This window comes from uncultured Slackia sp. (assembly GCF_959608125.1).
GTDB lineage: Bacteria > Actinomycetota > Coriobacteriia > Coriobacteriales > Eggerthellaceae > Slackia.
The window spans coordinates 19,663-39,531 of sequence record NZ_CAUHPG010000009.1 but is presented as its reverse complement, the minus strand read 5'-3'; the positions used below and the strand labels follow the sequence as shown (position 1 = coordinate 39,531).

The following is a 19,869-nucleotide window of genomic DNA, read 5'->3' as shown; positions in this document are numbered from 1 at the left end:
ACTCGGCGGGCCCTTTCGTTTCTCGCTTCATACCGCCATACGAGAATGCGCTCGCAAACGACGCTTACAACCCTGCGGCGACAGCCTGCACGATATTGCGACGAGAAAGCGACCCGACCAGCACGCCGCCCTCCACGACAGGCACCTTCTTGATTCGCTTGGATGCCAACATATGGCACGCCTCGTCGAGCGAATCGTCGGCCTCGACGGCGATAACATGCCGCGTCGCCATGTCCATGACGTTCAAATCGAGCATGCGGGCAAGACGAATCTGAGGCTCGTCATCGTCGGCGAAGCGATACAGATTGAGCGTCGCATCGAACAGCGACGATTCGTTGCGGCCCAGATACGATGCCACGTCGCCATCGGACACGAATCCAACAACACGACGCGACGCATCGATCACAGGGACGCCGCTCGTTTCGGTCGCGGCCAGCAAGCGAACCACGTCGCGCATCGTCGCATCGACGGTGACGTATGCGGGATCGGTGGTCATGGCATGACGCACCGTCAGGTCTTTGTAGCCGACCTCGGCTGCGCCGCCGCGCCATGCGGCCGTCGACTTCACATGCCCGACATGCGCCGTCTCCCATGTCGAAGCGCCCTCGGCGACCTGTGCGACCTGAGGTGCAGACGCCTGCTTCTTATCGCCGCGCACGAAGACCAGGATTACCAGGAATGCGATAACGAGCAGGACCGCGGTGGTACAGAATGCCAGGTGGTATCCGGTATAGGCCTGGACCTGAGAATCGGCCCCGGGAGCAACCGCCGGGCCGAACGCGGAAATGGACACCAGCAGCGCGGTGCCGAACGAAGCGGCGACCTGATTGAGCGTGTTCGACAAGCCCTGGGCATGCTGCAGCACGCGGTTGTCGAGAGAATTGAGGCCCCAGGTATTGATCGGCGTCATAGCGAACTGCAGACCGGCGGTCAGCACCGTGTACACAAGGCTGATGACCACGATATCGGTATCGATGCCCAAAGCCACCAAGCCGGCGGCGCCGACTATCGTGACCGCGAAGCCGGGAATGGCCACGCGGCGCACGCCGTAACGGTCGAACAGACGGCCCGCGACCAAGCCGAGCGCCGCACCGATCAACGCGCCCGGCAGCATCGCGACGCCCGATGCGGTGGCCGAATAGCCGCGCACGCCTTGAATATACAGCGGGGTGATGACGCCCGTGCCCATGAGCGATACCTGGATGAGCATCACGATGGCCACCGTGGTGGCGTATTTGCGCGTCTTCAGGATGTCGATTTTCAGCATAGGCTCGGGAAGCTTGAACTGGCGGCGCACATACAAGCCCGTAACCACGACGCCGGCCGCCACCAGCACGCCCGTGACCACGAGATTGTCTCCCGAGGAGAAAGTGGACAAGCCGTACAGCAGGCACACCAGGCCCACCGACGAAAGGACCACCGAAACCGCATCGAATTTCGAGCGCTCGAAGCTACCGTAATTCTTCAGCACCTTGACGGACAGAAGCAACACCGCCACCGACAGCACGGTAACGATGACGAACAGCGCACGCCACCCCACCGAATCGACCAGAAGGCCTGCGACGGACGGGCCGATCGCCGGCGCGAAGCCGATGATCAATCCGATGACGCCCATGGCCTGGCCGCGTTTTTCGCGCGGAATGACCAGCAGGATGACGGTCATTACCATAGGCATGACCATGCCCGTGCAAGCCGCCTGCAGCACGCGGCCGAGCAGCAGCACGCTGAAATGCGGAGCGATAGCCGCAAGAAAGCTGCCGGCGGTGAACAGGCTCAAGCCCGTAATGAACAGCTGCCTCGTAGTGAAACGGCCGATAAGAAACGCCGAGAGCGGGATGACCACGGCTTCGACGAGCGAATAGCCCGACGTCAGCCACTGCACGGTGGTCGCATCGACCTGCAGTCCGTTCATGATGGCAGGCAAAGCCGGAGAAAGAAGCGTTTGGTTAAGAACGGCGAGAAGCGTGCCCGAAAGCAGCACCGCCACGATAACAAGATCTTTGCGGGCAAGGCCCATAAAACTCATACGTTACCTCCTGTGAAGATAGAATTTCTATTTCGGACGTAACGGATTATTTTACGATACAGGATTTCTGTATAACAATCATTACACAAAGATGCCCGGCCTCGCTTCGGCGTCAAGCCGTCGCGAGGCCGGGCAACGCAGTCGATACGAAAGCATCATCGATAGAGGTCGTCGCCTCGGTCAGAGAAAGCGAACGAACGCAGTTAGCCTAGCGCCGCATGTCGCTTCCCGTTCGAACCGCCCAGGCCGTCCCCCGACGCATCGGCGTCCGTTTCGTCGTCCCCTTCGAGGCGGCTGTCCTCAAGCTGCCGCTCGGCTTCGCCGGCAAGCTCGGCGCCGTCGATCGAGATGGTCTTCGGAAGCGCCAGATTGACTACGACGGCCACCAAGAACACCACGGCGACGCAGTTATCCGCGAAAACGTTCTGCAGCATTTCGGGCAGCAGGACGAAGATGTCGGACACCTGGGTGAAGCCGATGCCGATCGACAGCGAGAGCGCCGCGATCAGAATATTGCGCTGCGTGAATCCGGCGCGGGCGATCATCTGAAAGCCGCTCACGATGATGTTGCCGAACATCATGATGGTGCAGCCGCCCAACACGGCCTCGGGCAAAGACGAGAACACCACGCCGATGATCGGCAGGAAACCCGCCGCAATCATGATGACGGCGCCCGTGGCGATCGCCTTGCGATTGACCACTTTCGTCATGGCCACAAGGCCTACGTTCTGACTGAACGACGTGATCGGAAGGCAGCCGAAGCAGGCCGAAAGCGAGCTTACGAAGCCGTCGCAGGCGATCGATCCCGAAAGCTCCCTCTCGCGCACTTCGCGACGCAGACCCACCATCGAGATGGCCGAGGTGTCGCCGATGGTCTCGGTGGCCGACACGAGGAAGATCAGCGTGACCGCGATGATGGCGGAGGGCTCGAATTCGGGAGCGAACGGCATGAACTGCGGCAGCGCCAGAGGTTCGGCCTGCGCGAATCCGCTCAGGTCGACCGCGCCCATAAGCAATGCGGCGATATAACCGACCACCAGCCCGAACAATACCGAGAGCTGCTTGGTCTTGCCCTTCGCCGCAATCTGGAACACCAAGCACGACACCAGCGCGATGCTACCCAAAGCGATATTTCTCGGCGAACCGAAATCGGGCGCGCCGCTTCCGCCGCCGAACGACGCGGCGCCTACGTTGAGCAGCGAGAAACCGATGGCCGTCACCACCACGGCGGCCACGATCGGCGAAATGATGCGCCGCCAATATTTGGCGAACAGGCCCAGCACGCCCTCGATGACGCCGCCCACCATGACGGCGCCGATGGCTGCGTTGTAGCCGTACGTTGCGGCGATGCCGCACAACACCGTGACGAACGTGAAGCTGATGCCCATGACGATCGGCAGGCCGCTTCCCAGCCTCCATACGGGAAACAGCTGGATCAACGTGCCGATGCCCGCGATCAGCATCGCGCTTTGAACAAGGGAACCCGTCATGCCGTCATCGAGGCCCGCAACGCCCGCCACGATGAAAATCGGGGCGAGATTGGCCACGAACATCGCCAGGATATGCTGAACGCCATAAGGAACGGAACGAAGCAAAGGCACGTCGCCGTCGAGCTTGTAAAGCTCCGCGTGGTTGAATTGTTTCATAGGCGGCTATGCCTCGATAGTCTCGACCACGCCGAGAACGGGCGCTTCGCCTTCGCTCGGCCACTGGTCGCGAAACGTCAGCGTTCCCGTGCCGGGGTCCATCGAATCCACGATAGCCAGCGACTCCAGGCGATAGCCTCGTTCGCGCAGGTTCTTGCCGCCGGGCTGGAAACCCTTCTCGATTGCGATGCCGATGCCCTCGACCGTCGCACCGGCCGATTCGACGATGTCGATCAGACCTTCGAGAGCGCAACCGTTCGCCAGGAAATCGTCGATGATCAGCACGCGGTCGTCAGGTCCGATGAATTTCTTCGACACGATCACATTGAACACCTTGCCGTGCGTAAAACTCTGAATGCGCGTGGAATACACGTCGCCGTCAAGGTTGATGCTCTGCGACTTCTTGGCGAACACCACAGGCACGCCGAAATGCTGCGCCACAATGGCGGCGATGCCGATGCCCGACGCCTCGATCGTCAGGATCTTATTGATGGGTGCATCGGCGAAAAGCCTCTTGAACTCGGCGCCCATCTCATTGAAAAGGTCGATATCCATCTGATGGTTCAAAAAGCCGTCGACCTTCAAAACCCCTTCGGCCTTGACCACGCCGTCGCGAGCGATGCGTTCCTCCAGAAGCTTCACCCTATCCCGCCTTTCCTCAAACTTCGTCATTCGAACGGCATCCGTCCGGCATTCTTGCTGAAAGCCCGGACGGATGAGACTTAGACGCCAGTTTATCCCACAACCGAAAACCAAACACCCGGCGCGAAAGGCATTTCGAAAAGATCGACGCTCGGAGGCGCAGTGTGGCATACCGCGCATAAAAAGGGCCGGCGTGCGGCCGGCCCCTGGTTTCTTAGACAAGCGGGAATGTCACTTCGAAAATGCTTCCGCGCGGGTCGTTGCCGTATACGCGCACTGCGGCGCCGTGAAGCTGGGCCGCATGCTTGACGATGGCCAGACCGAGACCCGTGCCTCCCGTTTCCTTCGAACGGCTTTCGTCGACGCAGAAGAATCGCTCGAACACCTTTTCGCGCAGCTCGGGCGGAATGCCCACGCCGGTGTCGACCACGCGCATCATCGGGGCGCCGCGGCGGTCGCGCGACACCGACACCGTGACGCTGCCGCCTTCGACGTTGTACCTGATGGCGTTTTCTACCAAATTGCGCGCCATCTCCTCGAGCATGCGGGCGTTGCCCTTCACGACGATTTCCGACACCCCGTCATCGGGCGCGTCGACCTGAAGCGCGACACGGCGGCGGGCGGCCGACGGTTCGAGCCTGCCGACGACGGAGCGCGCGACCTGGAACAGCGACACCTCCTGATCCATGTCGATCGTCATGCTTTCCGCAGAATCCTGCGCGTCGTCGAGGCGCGATAGCGTCAAAAGCTCGTCGACCAGGACCTTCATGCGCTGCGCCTCGTCATGGATCAATCCCACGAAACGCTGCACGTCCTCAGGACGTGCGATGCCTCGGTCGATGATTTCGGCATAGCCGGAGATGACCGTGAGCGGGGTTTTCAGCTCGTGCGACACGTTCGCCGTGAACCGACGACGTTCCGCAGCCTGGGCGTCGATGCTTTTCTTCTGCGCCTCAAGGCGATCGAGCAAGGGAACGAGCTCCTGAGGCGCTTCGTTTTCGAGAGGGCGGTCCAAATCGACCGCTGAGAATTCCGACGCTATCTTGCGCGAAATCGCCCATGCCGCCAGGAATGCGGCCAGCACCGCCGCGATCAAGACTCCCACATACGGCACGAACAGCGACTGCAGCACGCCCCATACGCTTGCCTGCGTGACGGCCAGGCGCAGGATGGAGCCCTCGGAGAGCCTGATGCAGTGGTACAGCGTCTCTTTCTGCAGCGTCTCGGAATAACGGCCCGACCTGCCCTCGCCCGTTTCCATGGCCTGGATGACCTCGGGGCGCATCGCATGATTGTCGAGCACGGCGGCGTCGGCCCGGTTGTCGAACAGCACCGAACCGTCTTCGCCGATGAGCGTGACCCTCGTGTCGGCCGGCACCACCGCCGCATCGTGGCGAAGCAGCGCGAGGACGGTTTCCCTGCCGCTTCCCTTCTCGTCGATCACCGCGGCGAACGCCTCGCATTCGGCCTCGAGGTCGCTTGCCGCACGCTCGTCGACCGCATAATAGAACGCGATCGCGAACAGAACGACGCATGCGATAGCGACGCCGGCGGTGGCGGCCATGACCGTACGCGCGATCGTACGCGACAACGAACGACGCGGCCCCTTCTCGGAGCCGCGCTCGCCTGCCCCGGCCTGAGACGGGGCGATCCCTTCGAAAGAGGCGGTCATGGCTACCCCTTCATGCGGTATCCGACGCCGCGGACCGTCTCGATAAGCAAGGCGGCCTGGGAATCGGCTTCGCCGAGTTTTTTGCGGAGCGTCTGGATGTGGGCGTCCACCGTACGGGTCTCTCCCGCCACCTCGTAGCCCCACACCTGATCGAGCAGCTGTCCGCGCGACACCACGATGCCGCGATTATGCATAAGGAAGCGCAGAGTCTCGAACTCCTTGTGCGTCAAGCGCACCTCGACGCCCGCAACCTCGACCACATAGCGCGCCGCATCCAGATGGATGGGGCCTGCATCCATGATGTCGGCCTTTTCGACGGCCTCGGAGCGCTCCGAGGCCGCATCCGAGGCCTGGCGGGCCAATTCGGCATCTCGACGCACGCGACGCAGCAGCGCATTCACGCGAGAAAGCAGCTCCATCATGCCGAACGGCTTCGCCAGATAATCGTCGGCGCCCGAATCCAAACCGAGCACCGTATCGAACTCGGTCGATTTCGCCGTGAGCATCATCACGGGAACGTTTTCGGTATCGGGGCGGCCTCGCAGCTTCTTAAGCACCGAGATGCCGTCCTCGCCCGGAAGCATCACATCGAGGATGAACAGGTCGGGCACGGCCTGCTCGAGCGCCTCGTACAGCTCGCTCGCACAAGCGAATCCACGCGTCTCATGCCCAGTCTGCGCCAGCGTATACAGCGTCAGGTTGCGAATCTGTTCGTCGTCCTCGAGGTAGTAGATCATCCGATCAGGTCTCCTTTGTGCATGCCCGTCAATCCGTACTCGACCCATTCGGCGACGTTTTCGGCATGGTCGGCGATGCGTTCGAGATATTTCGCCGCCATCAATGCCTCGATCAGGCTGTTGGCGGGCTCGGAATCGTCTTTGATGGCCGCGATGACATCGGCCTTGACCTTGGCGAACAGCTCGTCCACCTGCTCGTCGGAACCGATGACCGCGCGCGCCTTGGCTATGTCGCTTTCGACGAACGCTTCGACCGCATCATGCACCATGGCGCAAGCCCGCTCGGCCATGCCGCGCAGATGGCCCGAAAGACGGGCGTCGATCGGACCGTCGATCGCGAGCATGGTATCGCAGATGTCGGCCGCCTGGTCGCCGATACGCTCCATATCGCCGACCATCTTAAGGGCGGACGAGACATGGCGCAAGTCGCTTGCGACGGGCTGCTGGGTGAGCAGCAGCTTCAAGCACAGGCTCTCGACATCGCGCTCTTGACGGTCGATATCGTCGTCGCCTTCGATCACCCGTGCGGCAAGCTCCGCGTCGCGCTCCTCGATCACCTTGACCGCGGAAACCACGGCCTCTTCCATCGATGACGCCATGACGAGCATCTGGGCGTCGAGTAGCGACAGTTCGTGCTGGAAAACAGTCCTCATCATTGGCTTAGCCGAACCTTCCTGTGATGTAGTCTTCGGTACGCTTGTCCACCGGATGGCTGAACAGCGTCTGAGTATCGCCGTATTCCACCAAATCGCCCAGCAGGAAGAACGCGCACTTGTCGGAAATACGCGCGGCCTGCTGCATATTGTGGGTCACCATGACGACGGTGTAATCCTTCTTCAGCTCGACAGCCAAATCCTCGATGCGGCCCGTGGAAAGCGGATCGAGGGCGCTTGTGGCCTCGTCCATCAACAAGACCTCGGGCTCGACAGCCAGAGCACGGGCGATGCACAGGCGCTGCTGCTGGCCGCCGGACAGGCCCAGGGCGCTCTTCTTGAGGCGGTCCTTGAGCTCGTCCCAGATGGCGGCCTTGCGCAGGGCGTTTTCGACGATAGCGTCGAGCTCTTCTTTACCCTTGATGCCATGCGTACGCGGACCGAAGGCCACGTTGTCATAGACGCTCATGGGGAAAGGATTGGGCTTCTGGAACACCATGCCGACGCGGCGGCGCAGGTGGTTGACGTCGGTTCCTTTGGCGTAGATGTTGTCGCCGTCGAGAGCCACGACGCCCTCGATACGGCAGCCTTCGACCAGGTCGTTCATGCGGTTAAGCGTGCGCAGCAGCGTCGATTTGCCGCAGCCGGAGGGGCCGATGAATGCCGTGATCTGATTGGCAGGGATATCCATATTCACGCCATGCAGCGCATGGAAGTCGCCGTAGAACAGATCGAGGTTCTGGACCGCGATCTTGGTCTCTTCCGCCGACCCCTCGGGAGGCGTCGGGACGCAGGCTGCAGGCGCCTGTTTGATTTCGCTCACGCGTTCGTTCCTTTCTTGAAAGGCGCCCGGTCGGCGCCCGGTATTCACCGCAACGGCATCACGCCTCTGACGAGCGGCGGCCAAGCCCGTCGAAAACCTTACGGACCCGACCGTCGCCCCGACGCGAAAGCCTGTCGCACTAGACTTTGGTCAGACGCTTGGCGGCGAACGACGCCAAAGCGTTGATGCCGACGACGATGACGAGCAACACGACGGCGGTGGCGTAGGTCGCATCGATATGCAGGCCCTCACAGGAAAGCACATACATATGGACCGACATGGTGCGCACCGAGTCGAACAGTCCGCCCGGGATAGCGGCGACGGTGCCCGCCGTGAAGATGAGCGCCGCCGATTCGCCGACGATGCGGCCGATCGACAAGATGATGCCGCCGAGGATGCCGGGCATGGCGGGCGGAAGCACGACCGAAAGCACGGTGCGCAAACGACCCGCGCCCAGACCGAAGCTGCCTTCGCGATAGGAGTCGGGCACGGAGCGCAGCGCCTCTTCGGTGGTGCGCATGATCGTAGGCAAAACCATGATCGCCAGCGTCAGGCAGCCCGACAGAAGCGAGAGGCCCCAGCCGAGGAACGTGACGAAGAACAGCATGCCGAACAAGCCGTACACGATGGAGGGAATGCCCGCCAAGGTTTCGGCGGTGATGCGGACCACCTTGACGAACTTATTGCCGCGCGTGGTGTATTCGACCAAGAAGATGGCCGCCATGACGCCCAAAGGCACGGCGATCACCAAGGTCAGGGCCACGGCGAGCAGGGTGTTCACCAGCGACGGAAGCATCGACACGTTCTGGGAGTTGTACTCCAGGGCGAACAGGTCGGGGTTGAACGCGGGGATGCCCATGACAAGGATGTAGCCGACGATCGCCACGAGCGTCGCAGCCGTCGCCAGGGCGGCGATGCGCACAAGCGCGCCCAGGATACGCGAAGAGACCTTGCGGCGAGGCTTTTTAGGAGCGCTTTTCGCCATGCCCCCGGGCATCGCGTTCGCAGGATTGGTTTTCTGTTCCATTACTTCCTCGACCTCGCATTCAGGGCAGCGAACACCAGATTGATCACCAGGACGAACACGAACAGCACGACCGCGGTCGCGATCAAGGCGTCCCTGTGCAGGTCGGCGGCGTAGCCCATCTCCATGACGATGTTGGTGGTAAGGGTGCGGACGCCGTCGAGCAGGCTGTCGGGAATCTGAACCTGGTTGCCTGCGATCATCACGACGGCCATGGTTTCGCCGATGGCGCGGCCGACGCCCAAAACGACGCCTGCCATGATGCCCGAACCTGCAGCGGGAACGAGCACACGGAAGACGCTACGCTCGTGGTCGGCACCAAGGGCCAGCGCGCCCTCGTAATAGCTCTCGGGCACGGCATCGAGCGAGTTGCGCGCCACCGTGATGATCGTGGGCAGAATCATGACGCCCAAGATGATCGAGGCGGCGAGCAGGCTCATGCCTTGCACGTGGAACACCTGGCGGATCAGCGGCACCAATACCACCAGTCCGAAGAAGCCGTAGATGACGGAGGGGATGCCCGCCAGAAGCTCGACGCCCGGAGTCAGAAGGCGCTTGATGCGAGGGCTGGCGAAGCGGGACAGATACACCGCGCAGAACAGGCCGATCGGCACGCCGATCACAAGAGCGCCCAACGTGGCGTAGATGCTGCCCAAGATCATCGGCAAGATGCCGTAGATATCGCTACCGGGCTTCCAGACGGTGCCGGTAAGGAACTCCAGCGGACCGATCTCGGCGATGGCCGGGATGCCGCTTGCGAAGAGGAAGACGCAAATCAGGGCAACCGCGAGGATCGAAACCCCCGCGGCAGCCGTGAAAAGCACCTTCGCTACCGTTTCTTTGATGCTTTTCATAAGGTATCGCTATCGTTAAGCGATTTCGGACCAGTCGGTGATGTCGCCGGTGAAGATGCCCTTGACCTGGTCGGTGGTCAGGTCGTCGATCGAGGAGCCGGTGTTCACGATGACAGCGATGCCGTCCATGGCGATCACGACAGGCTTGACGCCCTGGGAGAGCTCGGAGTCCTTCAACTCGCGGGAAGCCATGCCCAGATCGCAGGTGCCGTCGATGGTGGACTGGACGCCGGTGGAGGAGTCGGACTGCTGGACTTCGACCTTGACGTCGGGATTGAGGGCCTCATAGGCCTCGGCAAGCTTCTCCATGATCGGGGTGACGGAAGAGGAGCCGGCCACGACCACCTTGCCGGACTTGCCGGAAGCCGTGTAAGACTCGGCATTGTCGGCGACGGAAACGTAGTCGGCGTCGACGACTTCCTGGCCCTCGGCGCTCATGATGAAGTTCAGGAAGTCCTGAGCGACCTCGGAGATGTTGTCGTTGGTGACGACATTGAAGGGACGCGCGACCTTGTAGGAACCGTCCTTGACGCCCTCGGCGGAGGGGGCCACGCCGTCGATCTTAACGGCTTTGACGGTGTCGTTCAGAGAACCGAGGGAGATATAGCCGATGGAAGCAGGATCGCCGGCGACGGTGGTCATCATGACCGAAGTGGAGTTGGTGACGACGGCGGAAGAGGTGGTAGCGTCCTTCTTGTTGTCGTCGAGCACGCCGAACAGCTCGGTGAATGCGCCACGGGTGCCCGAACCGTCCTCGCGAGAGATGACCGAGATCGCGCCGGCGGTTTCCGCAGGAGCGGAGCCGTCGGAAGACTCGCCGCCGCCCGAAGAGCAGCCGACCAACGCGAACGCGCCGATGGCGCAGACGCACGACAGCGCCAGAGCGAGGAGTTTCTTAGACTTCATGGTAAGACGTTCCTTTCATCGAAGATTTCATTGCTTAAAACGCCTCGATGAACTCTAAGGACGCGCTATCAAACGAGCGTAAGAGAGGCGTCAAATCGGTGCAAATGTCGATGAACGAACGTCAAATCGGTGCAAAGTCGGCCATGAGACGCGATGCGTCCTACGGATGCCCTATCCCTCGTAATGGGAAGTCTGCTCCATCACGTATCCGATCAGCACGCTCTTCTTATGCATCTGCGTCTTCTCGTATACATGACGTATATGGGCGCGCACCGTATGCGGGGAAATAACGAGTTTTTCGGCCATATTGTCCACCGCGTAACCGCGCACGATCAATTCGAGCACCTCGCGCTCGCGCGGAGAGAGGCCGAATTCCTTCGCCGTGTCGTCGCACGCCTTAGCCAACGCCTCGCCGCCGATATCGGCCGTCTCCTTCGTGAGCGTTTCCATATAACGACCCTCGGAAACGAACGGCAAAAGCAACACGGCGACGATGCACAGACATATAGAAGCCATGAAATCGACCAGGGCTGAAACCTCCAGACCGGCCGATTCGAGCGATATCGAAACCGAATCGCCCGCCAACACGCCGAGCCGGAACAGACCGAGGCTCACGCCGATCGCGATGGCGGACGATGCGGCGCCCTTCTGAGCGACGACCACGAAATACACCATCAGCAGCAATTCGAACGATGAATACACCAGCGTGGTGAAGAAGAACGAAAAGCCGTTGGCCTTACCGCGAAGGCCTAGGAACAGCGCGAAAGCCACAAGCACCATGACAAGCAGCCACGGAATGATGCGGAAAGGATTGTCGGCCTTCGAAAGCATGCCCACGACCGCCGAGGCCAGCAGAATGGCGAGCGTTCCCGCCACCAGGCCGTAGCCGTAGGCCCAATCGCCGCCGATAAGGTCGTGCGAAGGAATGATGGTCAGCAGAAAAAAGCACGCCGCGCACGTCGTGGCCGAAATGCCGCTGACCACCGCGATGTTGCGATCGGCACGCTTGCGCACGGCGCGCGGCTTGAGGACGGACGGCCCTCCCCTCTCGTCCTCCCCTTCGCGCACCAGAGCGAAGCCGGAAAGAACGGGCAGCAACGCCACGAACACGGCCGTGACGGGACCGGGAAGAACCATGGCCGCCACGAAGGCCGCCACGACCACGGCCGCCACCGCAAACACCGCATCGGTAGATGTGCCGCGATAGCTCAACGACGACAGGCGCTCTCCCCACAGAAGAAAGCAATACGACTCCACTGCGCCGAGCATCATGGGAATGACGAAACGCTGCAAGATCCCGTCGAACACGAGCGAACCATACGAAGACGCGAGGGAAAGGACGCCGAGCACCATGGGCGCCAGCGCGTACATGCGCCCGTCCGAACGAAGCCTGCGCTTGTTGCCCAGGACGAACGCTGCGGCCAACAACGTGCCGACGCTCGTCGCCAGATACACGAGCCACGAAACCGTCGTGTCGGCCGAAAGAACGGAGCGGCCGTCGGGGCGAACCAGAAGCAGAAATGCCATGCGAAAAGAGGCGCGAAGCCTACGAACGGACGCACTTCCTTCAAGCGCGCTGCGGCGGCGTCGCCGATTCGAAAAGACAATGGTAACTCCGTACTCCAGCCGTGATTTCCATCAGTCGGACACGCATCCATGCGGCGAAAAACGAGCCGCTTAGCGCCTCGGTCGGCGCCATGGCCCTTTAAAAGCGCATCCAAAACGCCCAGTACTGTATCGCACGCATAGTCAATTCGTGCCTATTCCGATGAGTAGCCCCTTCGGACGATGCCAGGAACAGGGCGAACGTTCACCATCGACAGCAAGCAAGACGGAACGCGGTCCGAAGGGCGCACACCCTCCGATTTGTCGTGGAAAGGCGGTTCCTCGTCACTTCGGGCGTTCGAGGCGTCGGGAAGACGCGGGGTCGAAACCGGCCCGGCCGCTCCTCTTGCCGATCTTGCGCGGCAGAATCGAGCCGCGCGCAAAGCACGCATACGCTGAAAGGAAACGGAATGGAACTCGCTCAGAACAAACCGTCCTTCGGTCCTCTCGATAGCGTCAAAGTCGTCTATCAAGCAGTCGAGGTAGCCGCCCCCACCGCAGCGGCCATGATGGCAGACTGGGGCGCCGACGTCATCTGGATGGAGAACGCCCACTACGGCGACACCATGCGCGACACCATGTTCATCAAGGAGCAGGCGCGGCGCAACCAGAAAAGCATTTCCATGAATCCCTTCAGCGAAGAAGGCCGCGAGGTGTTCTTCCGCCTCATCAAAGACGCCGACATCTTCATCCAGGCGGGCAAGGGACCGACCTATGAGCGCAAGGGCCTCGGCGACGACGTGCTGTGGGAAGTCAATCCCAAGCTCGTCATCGTCCACGTTTCCGGCTTCGGCCAGTACGGATCGCCCGACCGCATCAGCCGCCCCGCTTACGACCACATGATCCAGGCCTTCGGCGGCTACATGGCCCAGAACGGCACCGTCGACAAGCCCTTCGCGGCCGCACCCATCCCCGGCGACTACTTCACCGCCGCGAACACGGTGGGCGCCGCCCTCGCAAGTGTGATCAACGCGCGCGCCACGGGCAAGGGCGAAAGCATCGACGTCGCCATGTTCGAAATCATGGCGCGCATGGGCCTGTACTACAACATCAACTACCTCAACGCAGGCATCACCTACCCGCGTCCCGCCGATCGCAGCCAGGACCTGTGCGGCATCGGCACCTTCGAGGCCGCCGACGGCGACATCGCCATCGTCCTCTACGGCGCCAAGGAAAACCATTGGCTGCTCGACCGGATCGGCCTGGGGCATCTTTGGGGAACCGAAGACATCCCCGAAGGCTCGACCGCGCTGTGGCTCACGAACCCGTATGCCGACGAGATTCAGAAGCACCTCGAGGACTGGGTCAGGACCAAGACCCTCGACGAGCTCGAAGACCTGCTCGCGCAGGCCAACATCCCCGCCAATCGCGTCTACACGATCGAAGACATGGAAAAAGACGCCCATTACCAGGCGCGCAACTGCTTCATCGAATGGGAGAACCGCGAAGGCAAGACCATCAAGGGATTCAAGCCCGTCCCCGAATTCAAGAACAACCCCGGACAGGTCTGGCGCCCCATGCCCGAACTCGGATATGACACCCAGAGCATTCTTGCCGAACTCGGGTATGCCGAAGACGAGATCGCCCGTCTCGCTGACAACGGTACCGTTCGCCTCGGCTAACGCGGGGACCGACCCCAGACCATTCGTCGCGGCCTTCCGTTGCAGCAGGCCGCCTGCCGCGGGCGATCGAGGCGCACATGCCCGCGGGCCGCGGCGGGGACTTCTCTATAAGCCCCCGCCGCGCTTCGAGTGCTCGGCCGAATCAGGCCTTTGCACATATATCCCGAAAGAGGAGGAATCACCATGACAATCGACGCATCCGTCGTCGGAAAGAAATTCGGACCCTTCAAGTTCGACTACAGCATGGAGAAGCTCAACCTGTTCGCCGTCGGCTGCAACTGCGGCCACGACATGAAGGCCGGCGAAGAGTACTACAACGAATACCTGCCCGGCGGCCTTAAGGTCCTCCCCATCTTCGGCGCTATGCCTCTTGTGTGCGGCGAAGTGACCAACACCATCGACTACGGCGCCGACCTGCGCGGCACCCTGCACTGGGGCATCGACCTCAAGATCAAGAGCGACATGAACCGCCTGGCTCAGAAGAGCGGCACGCTTTCCACCGATGTCACCGTCGTGGGCATGTGGGACCGCGGTCCCGGCAAGGGCCTGCTGTGCCAGGAGCACTCCGACACCTTCGACGACGACGGCACGCTCGTCTGCGAGTGCGAAACCTGGGACTGCCTGATCTATGACGGCGGCTGGAGCGGCGAGAAGCCTCCTGCGGACGTCGTCGAGATGCCCGACCGCGAGCCCGACTTCGAAATGAGCGAGACCATCGCCATGAATGCGGGCCTGGCCTTCCGCCTGACCGGCATGCTGCACCCGCTGCACGTCGACTGGCCGACCGCCAAGGAGGCCGGCTTCCCGATCCCGTTCTACTTCGGCCTCGGCTACGGCGGCATCGCCATGCGTCATATGATCGACACCTTCATGCCGGGCAAACCCGAGCGCCTCACCCGTTTCAAGGTCCGCATGTGCGCACCCGTCATGCCCGGCGCCACCGTGACCACCCAGATGTGGAAGATGGATGACGGCACGGTCCGCTTCCGCCTGGTCGACGCCCATGCGACCACCGCAAAGCCCTATCTCAACTGGGGCATCATGGAATACAAGTAGGCCCCTGCCCTTTCTCGGGCCGAACGCGGCCGACACCGCGACAGCTCGGCCGTACGAAAAAAAGAGGATGCGCATCGCGCGCATCCTCTTTTTCTTGCATCGGTATATATGTTGCGACCGGCCTAGAACGCGACCTTCTCGGCCGCCTCCACCACATGTTTCATCAGCACGCTCGTGGTGACGCCGCCGATGCCGCGAGGCACCGGCGTGATCGCGCCCGTCTCGCCTACAGCCGAAGCCGCGGCTTCGTAGTCGGCATCGCCGCACAGGACGCCCTCCGCGTCGACATTGATGCCTACGTCAAGAACGACCTGGCCCTCGCCGAAGCACTCGGCGCCATAGGCCCTCGCGCGACCGGTGGCCAGCACCACGACGTCGGCCTCGCGGAGCGTCTGTTCGAGATTCTGCGTGCGCGAATGGCACACGGTCACCGTGGCGTTGCGCTCGAGCAGCATCATGGCCACAGGACGGCCGATCACGAGACTGCGGCCCACCACCGCCACGCGCTTGCCGGCAACGTCGATGCCATAGGCGTCGAGCATCTCGAGGCATGCCGCGGCCGTGCAGGGCGCGAAGCCTTCGCCGCGGCCCGTGAACACGCGCGCCAACGCCGCGCGGCCGATGCCGTCGATGTCTTTCGCGGGATCGAGCGCCTCGCAGGCGGCCTCTTCGTCGTAAGCGTGCGGAAGCGGACGGAACATCAAACAGCCGTGGATGCCCGCATCGTCGTTGACCTGCGCGATAATGTCCATCAGCGCGTCCTGGCCCGCGTCTTCGGCCAGCACGAAACGACGCACCTCGATGCCCAGGCCCTCGGCTCGCTTGAGTGCCGTACGCTCGTAGGACAGGTCGTCTTCGCGCTCGCCCACGCGCACGATTGCAAGCGTCGGCACGACGCCAGCGGCCTTAAGCGCTTCCGCGCGGCCGACCAGATCCTCTTTCAATGCGGCGATAACAGGCTTTCCCAGCAGTTCCAAAGCCACGATCCCCCCTCATGCGGCGCTTCGACCGCGATAGTGCTTTCCGGATTCGGGCATTCTACCCCACAACGTATCGACGATATGCGCGCAGGCGGAAAAGCGGCCGAAACGAGAGAGGGCGCGCCTCGGCCATCGGCTCGACGGAAAATGCGGGATTCCCGACACCGCTTCGGAGGGTTCTACTCGTCGGCTTGAGCGCGCCCCTCTTGCGCAGCGCGCATCTGCTCTTCCATGTCCATCTGCATCAACGTGCCCATGAGCTGCTGCTGGAAGCGCATGCGCACGAACTCTTCGTCGGGATGCTCGGCGTCGCCCTCGATGACCTGTTTGGTCTTCTCGTTGAACGCATAGGCATGGTAAAGACGCATGTCTCCCAGGTCGATGCTATCGACGCGTGTCTGCCAGTCTTCGAGGTTCATTGGCCGCTCCTATGCTTGGAAATCGAAATCGGGCGTAGGATTGAATAATACGCCATCTTTAAGCATGGCTTCGGTCTGCTTGAGATAATCGTCGCCGGGAAACGTGCACATGTCGGCGATCTCTTCTTCGGTCAGCTCGCGGCGAACCTTCGCCGGGACGCCCACGATCAACACGCCATCGGGGAATTCTTTGCCTTCGGCAACCAGCGCCCCCGCCGCAACGACGCTGTTCTTGCCGATTTTCGCACCGTTCATAATGGTGCAGCTCATGCCGATCAGACAGTTTTCACCGATAACGCAGCCATGCAGCATGGCTCGATGCCCCACCGTCGTATGGCGGCCGATCGCTACGGGCTTGCCGTAATCCTCGTGGATGACGACGCCTTCCTGAATATTGCACTCGTCCTCGACCACGATCAGCGCATCATCGCCACGCAGGCAGCTTCCCGCCATGACGGCAACCTTTTTCCCAAGCGTCACATCGCCCACCAGCGAGCACGACGGCGAAATGCGCGCCGTCGGATCGGCCTTCACGCGATGATAGTCGATTTCGGTCGAAGACCCGTGCGCGCGTTCCTCCGCCATGATGCAGCTCCTTTCGCCCCGACGCCGCGCTTCGTCGAAACGCATCCCGCAATTCGACGAAAAAGCAGCGCAATCATCTGCTGCAACCCAGTGTAGCGACGGAAAACGCGACGGATGACGGGCAAACGGCACCGCATGTCCGTCGACACAGGCGAAAGCGCCAAACAAAAGCGCGACCGGAAAGGCAAGCGGCAGCCGAATCGAAAGCCGGGCCGAAAACCCAGCTCGACGATCGGGACAACGGGTAGGCTGCGCAAGAAAGACGGCGCTCAGATAAGCCAAGCCCGCAGGCAGAAGCCCCGTTCGACCCTCAGCAACCGCATCCCTCCTAGACGACGGGGCCCACGCTTTCAGCCGGGCCGTTCGGCGTGTCATCGGACCAGCGGCGGCGCGCCGCCGCAAGGACCTCGTCGTTTTCGTCGCGTGCCAGAAGCTCCGCGAACTCGGCCCCGCCATAGGACTCGACCAATTTCGCAAGATCGGCGAAAAACGCCGTCAAATCGTCCTTGTGCAAAGCGCAGCCGAACAACACATCGTCGACTCCGGCCTCTTCGTCGTTAAGATCGCGCACGACCAGCATGACGTCGAGATCGCGAGAAATCCCTTCCACCACTGCCGCCTCCTTGAAGAAAACAAGCCTGTCGCCGGGAGCATATCACGCGGCGATACGCGCGCCCACTCGGCTCGCGACCTCCGCAGGAAAACGGCAGGGCGCAAGGCCTTCGACGACTTCTGTCCGTTTCTCATCATAATTACGAAATGTCACATTTTATAGTGACATTCTCTCATCGGGCCTCAATACGCTTTCGCAATGGCCGCATTCGACGAATATAGCAATCGACTTGGCGCGCGCATTCGAACTCTTCGAAAGCGCGCAGGGCTGAGTCTGCGCGAGTTCGGCATGATGGTAGGCGTCCATCACAACCAGATTCTTTCAATCGAACAAGGCGAGAGCAACCCCTCGCTGCGCACGCTGTTTCGCATCGCAGGAGGACTCGGACTTCCCCTGCGCGACCTTCTGCCCGACGACGAAGACAAAGAGGGGGCCTTTTATTGGTTCTCCCCCGATGAAAAGCCCGACGATCAGGCCGATCGCAAAAACTGAACCGCGCCGACGCTGCGCGCGAAAGCACGAGCGTTTTCATGCCCTTCGCAAAACCGGCGCGCCGAAACACACTCGACACGCCGGAATCACGGCAAAGGTGCGGCCGTCTTGGCGCCGTTCGTCCGACAGCCGCAGAGAAGCCGCCGAACCCGTCACGCCGCTACGCGCACGTACCGTCGCCGAAAAGCAACTGCCGTTCAGGACCCGAAAGCGCAGCACGAGCCTGGTCACGCAGATTATTCATGCCGCTCAGGAACTGGCGATACATCACCGAAACCAGATAGCGGCCCTTCGGCGTCAGCGTCAGCTCGTCGGGCGTGTCGGTCGCGAAAGCGCCGTTGAGGCGCATGAACGCCATCTCCGCAGGAAGACCTGCCTCGATGCCGCAGCCGAACTCCTCCTTGAACGCATGCTTATCCAGACGCAGGCGATACAGGTTCAGCAGGAAGTGATAACGCATCAGGTCATGCTTGCTCAGCGTGGTCTTGCCCATGATCGACATGCGGCCCGCGCCGATCATGTCGTCGTATTCCTGCAGGCTGAACGTGTTCACGTACAGGCTGTCGCCGAGATGCGTGATCGATCCGCTGCCGATCGCAGGATACGCCACATAGGCGGTTTGATACTCGTCGATCAGCAGCGCATGGTCGTCATGACCCTGTTCGTCAAGGCGGTTGAACGTCCAGATGGTCTCGCGACGGAAGCGAGCCGAATCCCCGCCCGTCAACGCTTCGTCGAGCAGGCGATAGTAGCGATATTCGCGGCCGTAATCGACGGCGCCCAAAGTGGAGGCCATCTTGCCCATGGTGGCGTTGGACACGTACAGAGGAGAGAACGTGGTCTGACGCGCCCCGCATGCGGCGATCTTCTCAAGGTCGGCATGCAGGATATCTTCGGTCTGCGACGGAAAATTGAAAATCATGTCCACGTTGAGCGATTCGAAGTACGGGATGGCTTCGGCAATGCGCTCCATGATCTGCTCGCCGCTACCGTATTTCTCGTAGCGGTCCATCTGCTTGAGCAGCTCGTCATCGAAGCTCTGCACACCCACGGACAGGCGCTGGATGCGGCCCTTCATCTTATCCAGATACGGCTGGACAAGATGGTTGGGATTGGTCTCAGACGCCACTTCCTTGATGTCGAACGCATCCCGTGCAAGATCGAGCGTCTCGCACAGCTCGTCGATTTCCACGGTCGGCGTGCCGCCGCCCACATAAATGCTCTCGATGTCGTAGCCTAGGTCTTTGAGCATGAGCATTTCCTTGCGCATGTTCTCGAAGTAGGTACGCGCCACGTCTTCACGGTAGACATAGCGGTTGAAACTGCAATACGGACACAGGCGCTCGCAAAACGGCACGTGCAGATACAGCATGTATTTGCGGCCAGGTTCCGCAGGCGGCATGAACGTTTCTCCCGTAGGAGACAGCTTCAGCGTCCTTTTGGTCATCGTCTTTACAAGATTGGTAAGAATTCGCTCCGAAATCACTCTGACACCCTATCGTCGTTGCTTGCGC

19 protein-coding genes are annotated in these 19,869 nt (G+C 61.5%); 3 read left to right on the top strand and 16 right to left on the bottom strand.

From position 1 onward, the window contains the following. Positions 1 to 64: 64 nt before the first annotated feature. From Q6E04_RS04275 to Q6E04_RS04225, 11 genes are all read right to left on the bottom strand, one after another. Positions 65 to 2,026 (bottom strand): MDR family MFS transporter, encoded by a 1,962-nt coding sequence (locus Q6E04_RS04275; protein ID WP_303249566.1) that lies wholly within the window; start codon positions 2,024 to 2,026, stop codon positions 65 to 67. Between the two features lie 203 nt (positions 2,027 to 2,229). Next, complete coding sequence (locus tag Q6E04_RS04270) at positions 2,230 to 3,672, bottom strand: uracil-xanthine permease family protein (RefSeq protein WP_303249565.1); 1,443 nt, start codon at positions 3,670 to 3,672, stop codon at positions 2,230 to 2,232. Positions 3,673 to 3,678: 6 nt separating this feature from the next. Then, positions 3,679 to 4,314, bottom strand: a complete 636-nt coding sequence (locus Q6E04_RS04265) for a xanthine phosphoribosyltransferase (protein ID WP_303249564.1) — start codon at positions 4,312 to 4,314, stop codon at positions 3,679 to 3,681. Positions 4,315 to 4,528: 214 nt separating this feature from the next. After that, complete coding sequence (locus Q6E04_RS04260; RefSeq protein WP_303249563.1) at positions 4,529 to 5,986, bottom strand: cell wall metabolism sensor histidine kinase WalK; 1,458 nt, start codon at positions 5,984 to 5,986, stop codon at positions 4,529 to 4,531. Positions 5,987 to 5,988: 2 nt separating this feature from the next. Then, on the bottom strand, positions 5,989 to 6,723 hold the full coding sequence (locus Q6E04_RS04255; RefSeq protein ID WP_303249562.1) for a response regulator transcription factor: 735 nt from the start codon (positions 6,721 to 6,723) through the stop codon (positions 5,989 to 5,991). Further along, entirely contained in the window at positions 6,720 to 7,379 is a 660-nt protein-coding gene (gene phoU, locus Q6E04_RS04250; RefSeq protein WP_303249561.1) for a phosphate signaling complex protein PhoU, read from the bottom strand. The genes Q6E04_RS04255 and phoU overlap by 4 nt, the downstream gene beginning before the upstream one ends. 4 nt (positions 7,380 to 7,383) lie before the next feature. After that, complete coding sequence (pstB, locus tag Q6E04_RS04245) at positions 7,384 to 8,127, bottom strand: phosphate ABC transporter ATP-binding protein PstB (RefSeq protein ID WP_368656402.1); 744 nt, start codon at positions 8,125 to 8,127, stop codon at positions 7,384 to 7,386. 211 nt (positions 8,128 to 8,338) lie between these two features. After that, positions 8,339 to 9,226, bottom strand: coding sequence for a phosphate ABC transporter permease PstA (gene pstA, locus Q6E04_RS04240; RefSeq protein ID WP_303249560.1), 888 nt, complete (start codon positions 9,224 to 9,226; stop codon positions 8,339 to 8,341). Next, positions 9,226 to 10,077 carry a phosphate ABC transporter permease subunit PstC gene (pstC, locus tag Q6E04_RS04235; protein WP_303249559.1) on the bottom strand — a complete coding sequence of 284 codons (852 nt, stop codon included), beginning with the start codon at positions 10,075 to 10,077 and terminating at the stop codon, positions 9,226 to 9,228. The genes pstA and pstC overlap by 1 nt, the downstream gene beginning before the upstream one ends. Positions 10,078 to 10,092: 15 nt before the next feature. Beyond that, positions 10,093 to 10,983, bottom strand: a complete 891-nt coding sequence (locus tag Q6E04_RS04230; RefSeq protein WP_303249558.1) for a substrate-binding domain-containing protein — start codon at positions 10,981 to 10,983, stop codon at positions 10,093 to 10,095. A gap of 171 nt (positions 10,984 to 11,154) precedes the next feature. Further along, the gene (locus Q6E04_RS04225; protein ID WP_303249557.1) at positions 11,155 to 12,510 is read right to left on the bottom strand and encodes a LuxR C-terminal-related transcriptional regulator; all 1,356 of its coding nucleotides are present in this window, start codon (positions 12,508 to 12,510) and stop codon (positions 11,155 to 11,157) included. Between the two features lie 488 nt (positions 12,511 to 12,998). Between Q6E04_RS04225 and caiB the strand changes: the two genes are divergently transcribed. After that, positions 12,999 to 14,210 (top strand): L-carnitine CoA-transferase, encoded by a 1,212-nt coding sequence (gene caiB, locus Q6E04_RS04220; protein ID WP_303249556.1) that lies wholly within the window; start codon positions 12,999 to 13,001, stop codon positions 14,208 to 14,210. A 183-nt stretch (positions 14,211 to 14,393) separates the two neighbouring features. Further along, positions 14,394 to 15,266 (top strand): MaoC/PaaZ C-terminal domain-containing protein, encoded by an 873-nt coding sequence (locus Q6E04_RS04215; protein ID WP_303249555.1) that lies wholly within the window; start codon positions 14,394 to 14,396, stop codon positions 15,264 to 15,266. A gap of 122 nt (positions 15,267 to 15,388) precedes the next feature. Here the strand turns inward: Q6E04_RS04215 and Q6E04_RS04210 are convergent, their stop codons facing one another. The 4 genes from Q6E04_RS04210 to Q6E04_RS04195 all read right to left on the bottom strand — a co-directional run bounded on the left by Q6E04_RS04210 (position 15,389) and on the right by Q6E04_RS04195 (position 17,860). After that, on the bottom strand, positions 15,389 to 16,249 hold the full coding sequence (locus tag Q6E04_RS04210; protein WP_303249554.1) for a bifunctional 5,10-methylenetetrahydrofolate dehydrogenase/5,10-methenyltetrahydrofolate cyclohydrolase: 861 nt from the start codon (positions 16,247 to 16,249) through the stop codon (positions 15,389 to 15,391). 176 nt (positions 16,250 to 16,425) lie between these two features. Further along, positions 16,426 to 16,665, bottom strand: coding sequence for a hypothetical protein (locus Q6E04_RS04205; protein ID WP_303249553.1), 240 nt, complete (start codon positions 16,663 to 16,665; stop codon positions 16,426 to 16,428). A 9-nt stretch (positions 16,666 to 16,674) separates the two neighbouring features. Next, a complete protein-coding gene (locus Q6E04_RS04200) occupies positions 16,675 to 17,250 on the bottom strand; it encodes a gamma carbonic anhydrase family protein (protein WP_303249552.1) in 576 nt (191 codons plus the stop codon). A gap of 328 nt (positions 17,251 to 17,578) precedes the next feature. Further along, a complete protein-coding gene (locus Q6E04_RS04195; RefSeq protein WP_303249551.1) occupies positions 17,579 to 17,860 on the bottom strand; it encodes a hypothetical protein in 282 nt (93 codons plus the stop codon). A gap of 201 nt (positions 17,861 to 18,061) precedes the next feature. Between Q6E04_RS04195 and Q6E04_RS04190 the strand changes: the two genes are divergently transcribed. Then, entirely contained in the window at positions 18,062 to 18,355 is a 294-nt protein-coding gene (locus Q6E04_RS04190; RefSeq protein ID WP_123198434.1) for a helix-turn-helix domain-containing protein, read from the top strand. 160 nt (positions 18,356 to 18,515) lie between these two features. Here the strand turns inward: Q6E04_RS04190 and Q6E04_RS04185 are convergent, their stop codons facing one another. Then, complete coding sequence (locus Q6E04_RS04185) at positions 18,516 to 19,841, bottom strand: coproporphyrinogen III oxidase family protein (RefSeq protein ID WP_303249550.1); 1,326 nt, start codon at positions 19,839 to 19,841, stop codon at positions 18,516 to 18,518. Positions 19,842 to 19,869 lie beyond the last annotated feature (28 nt).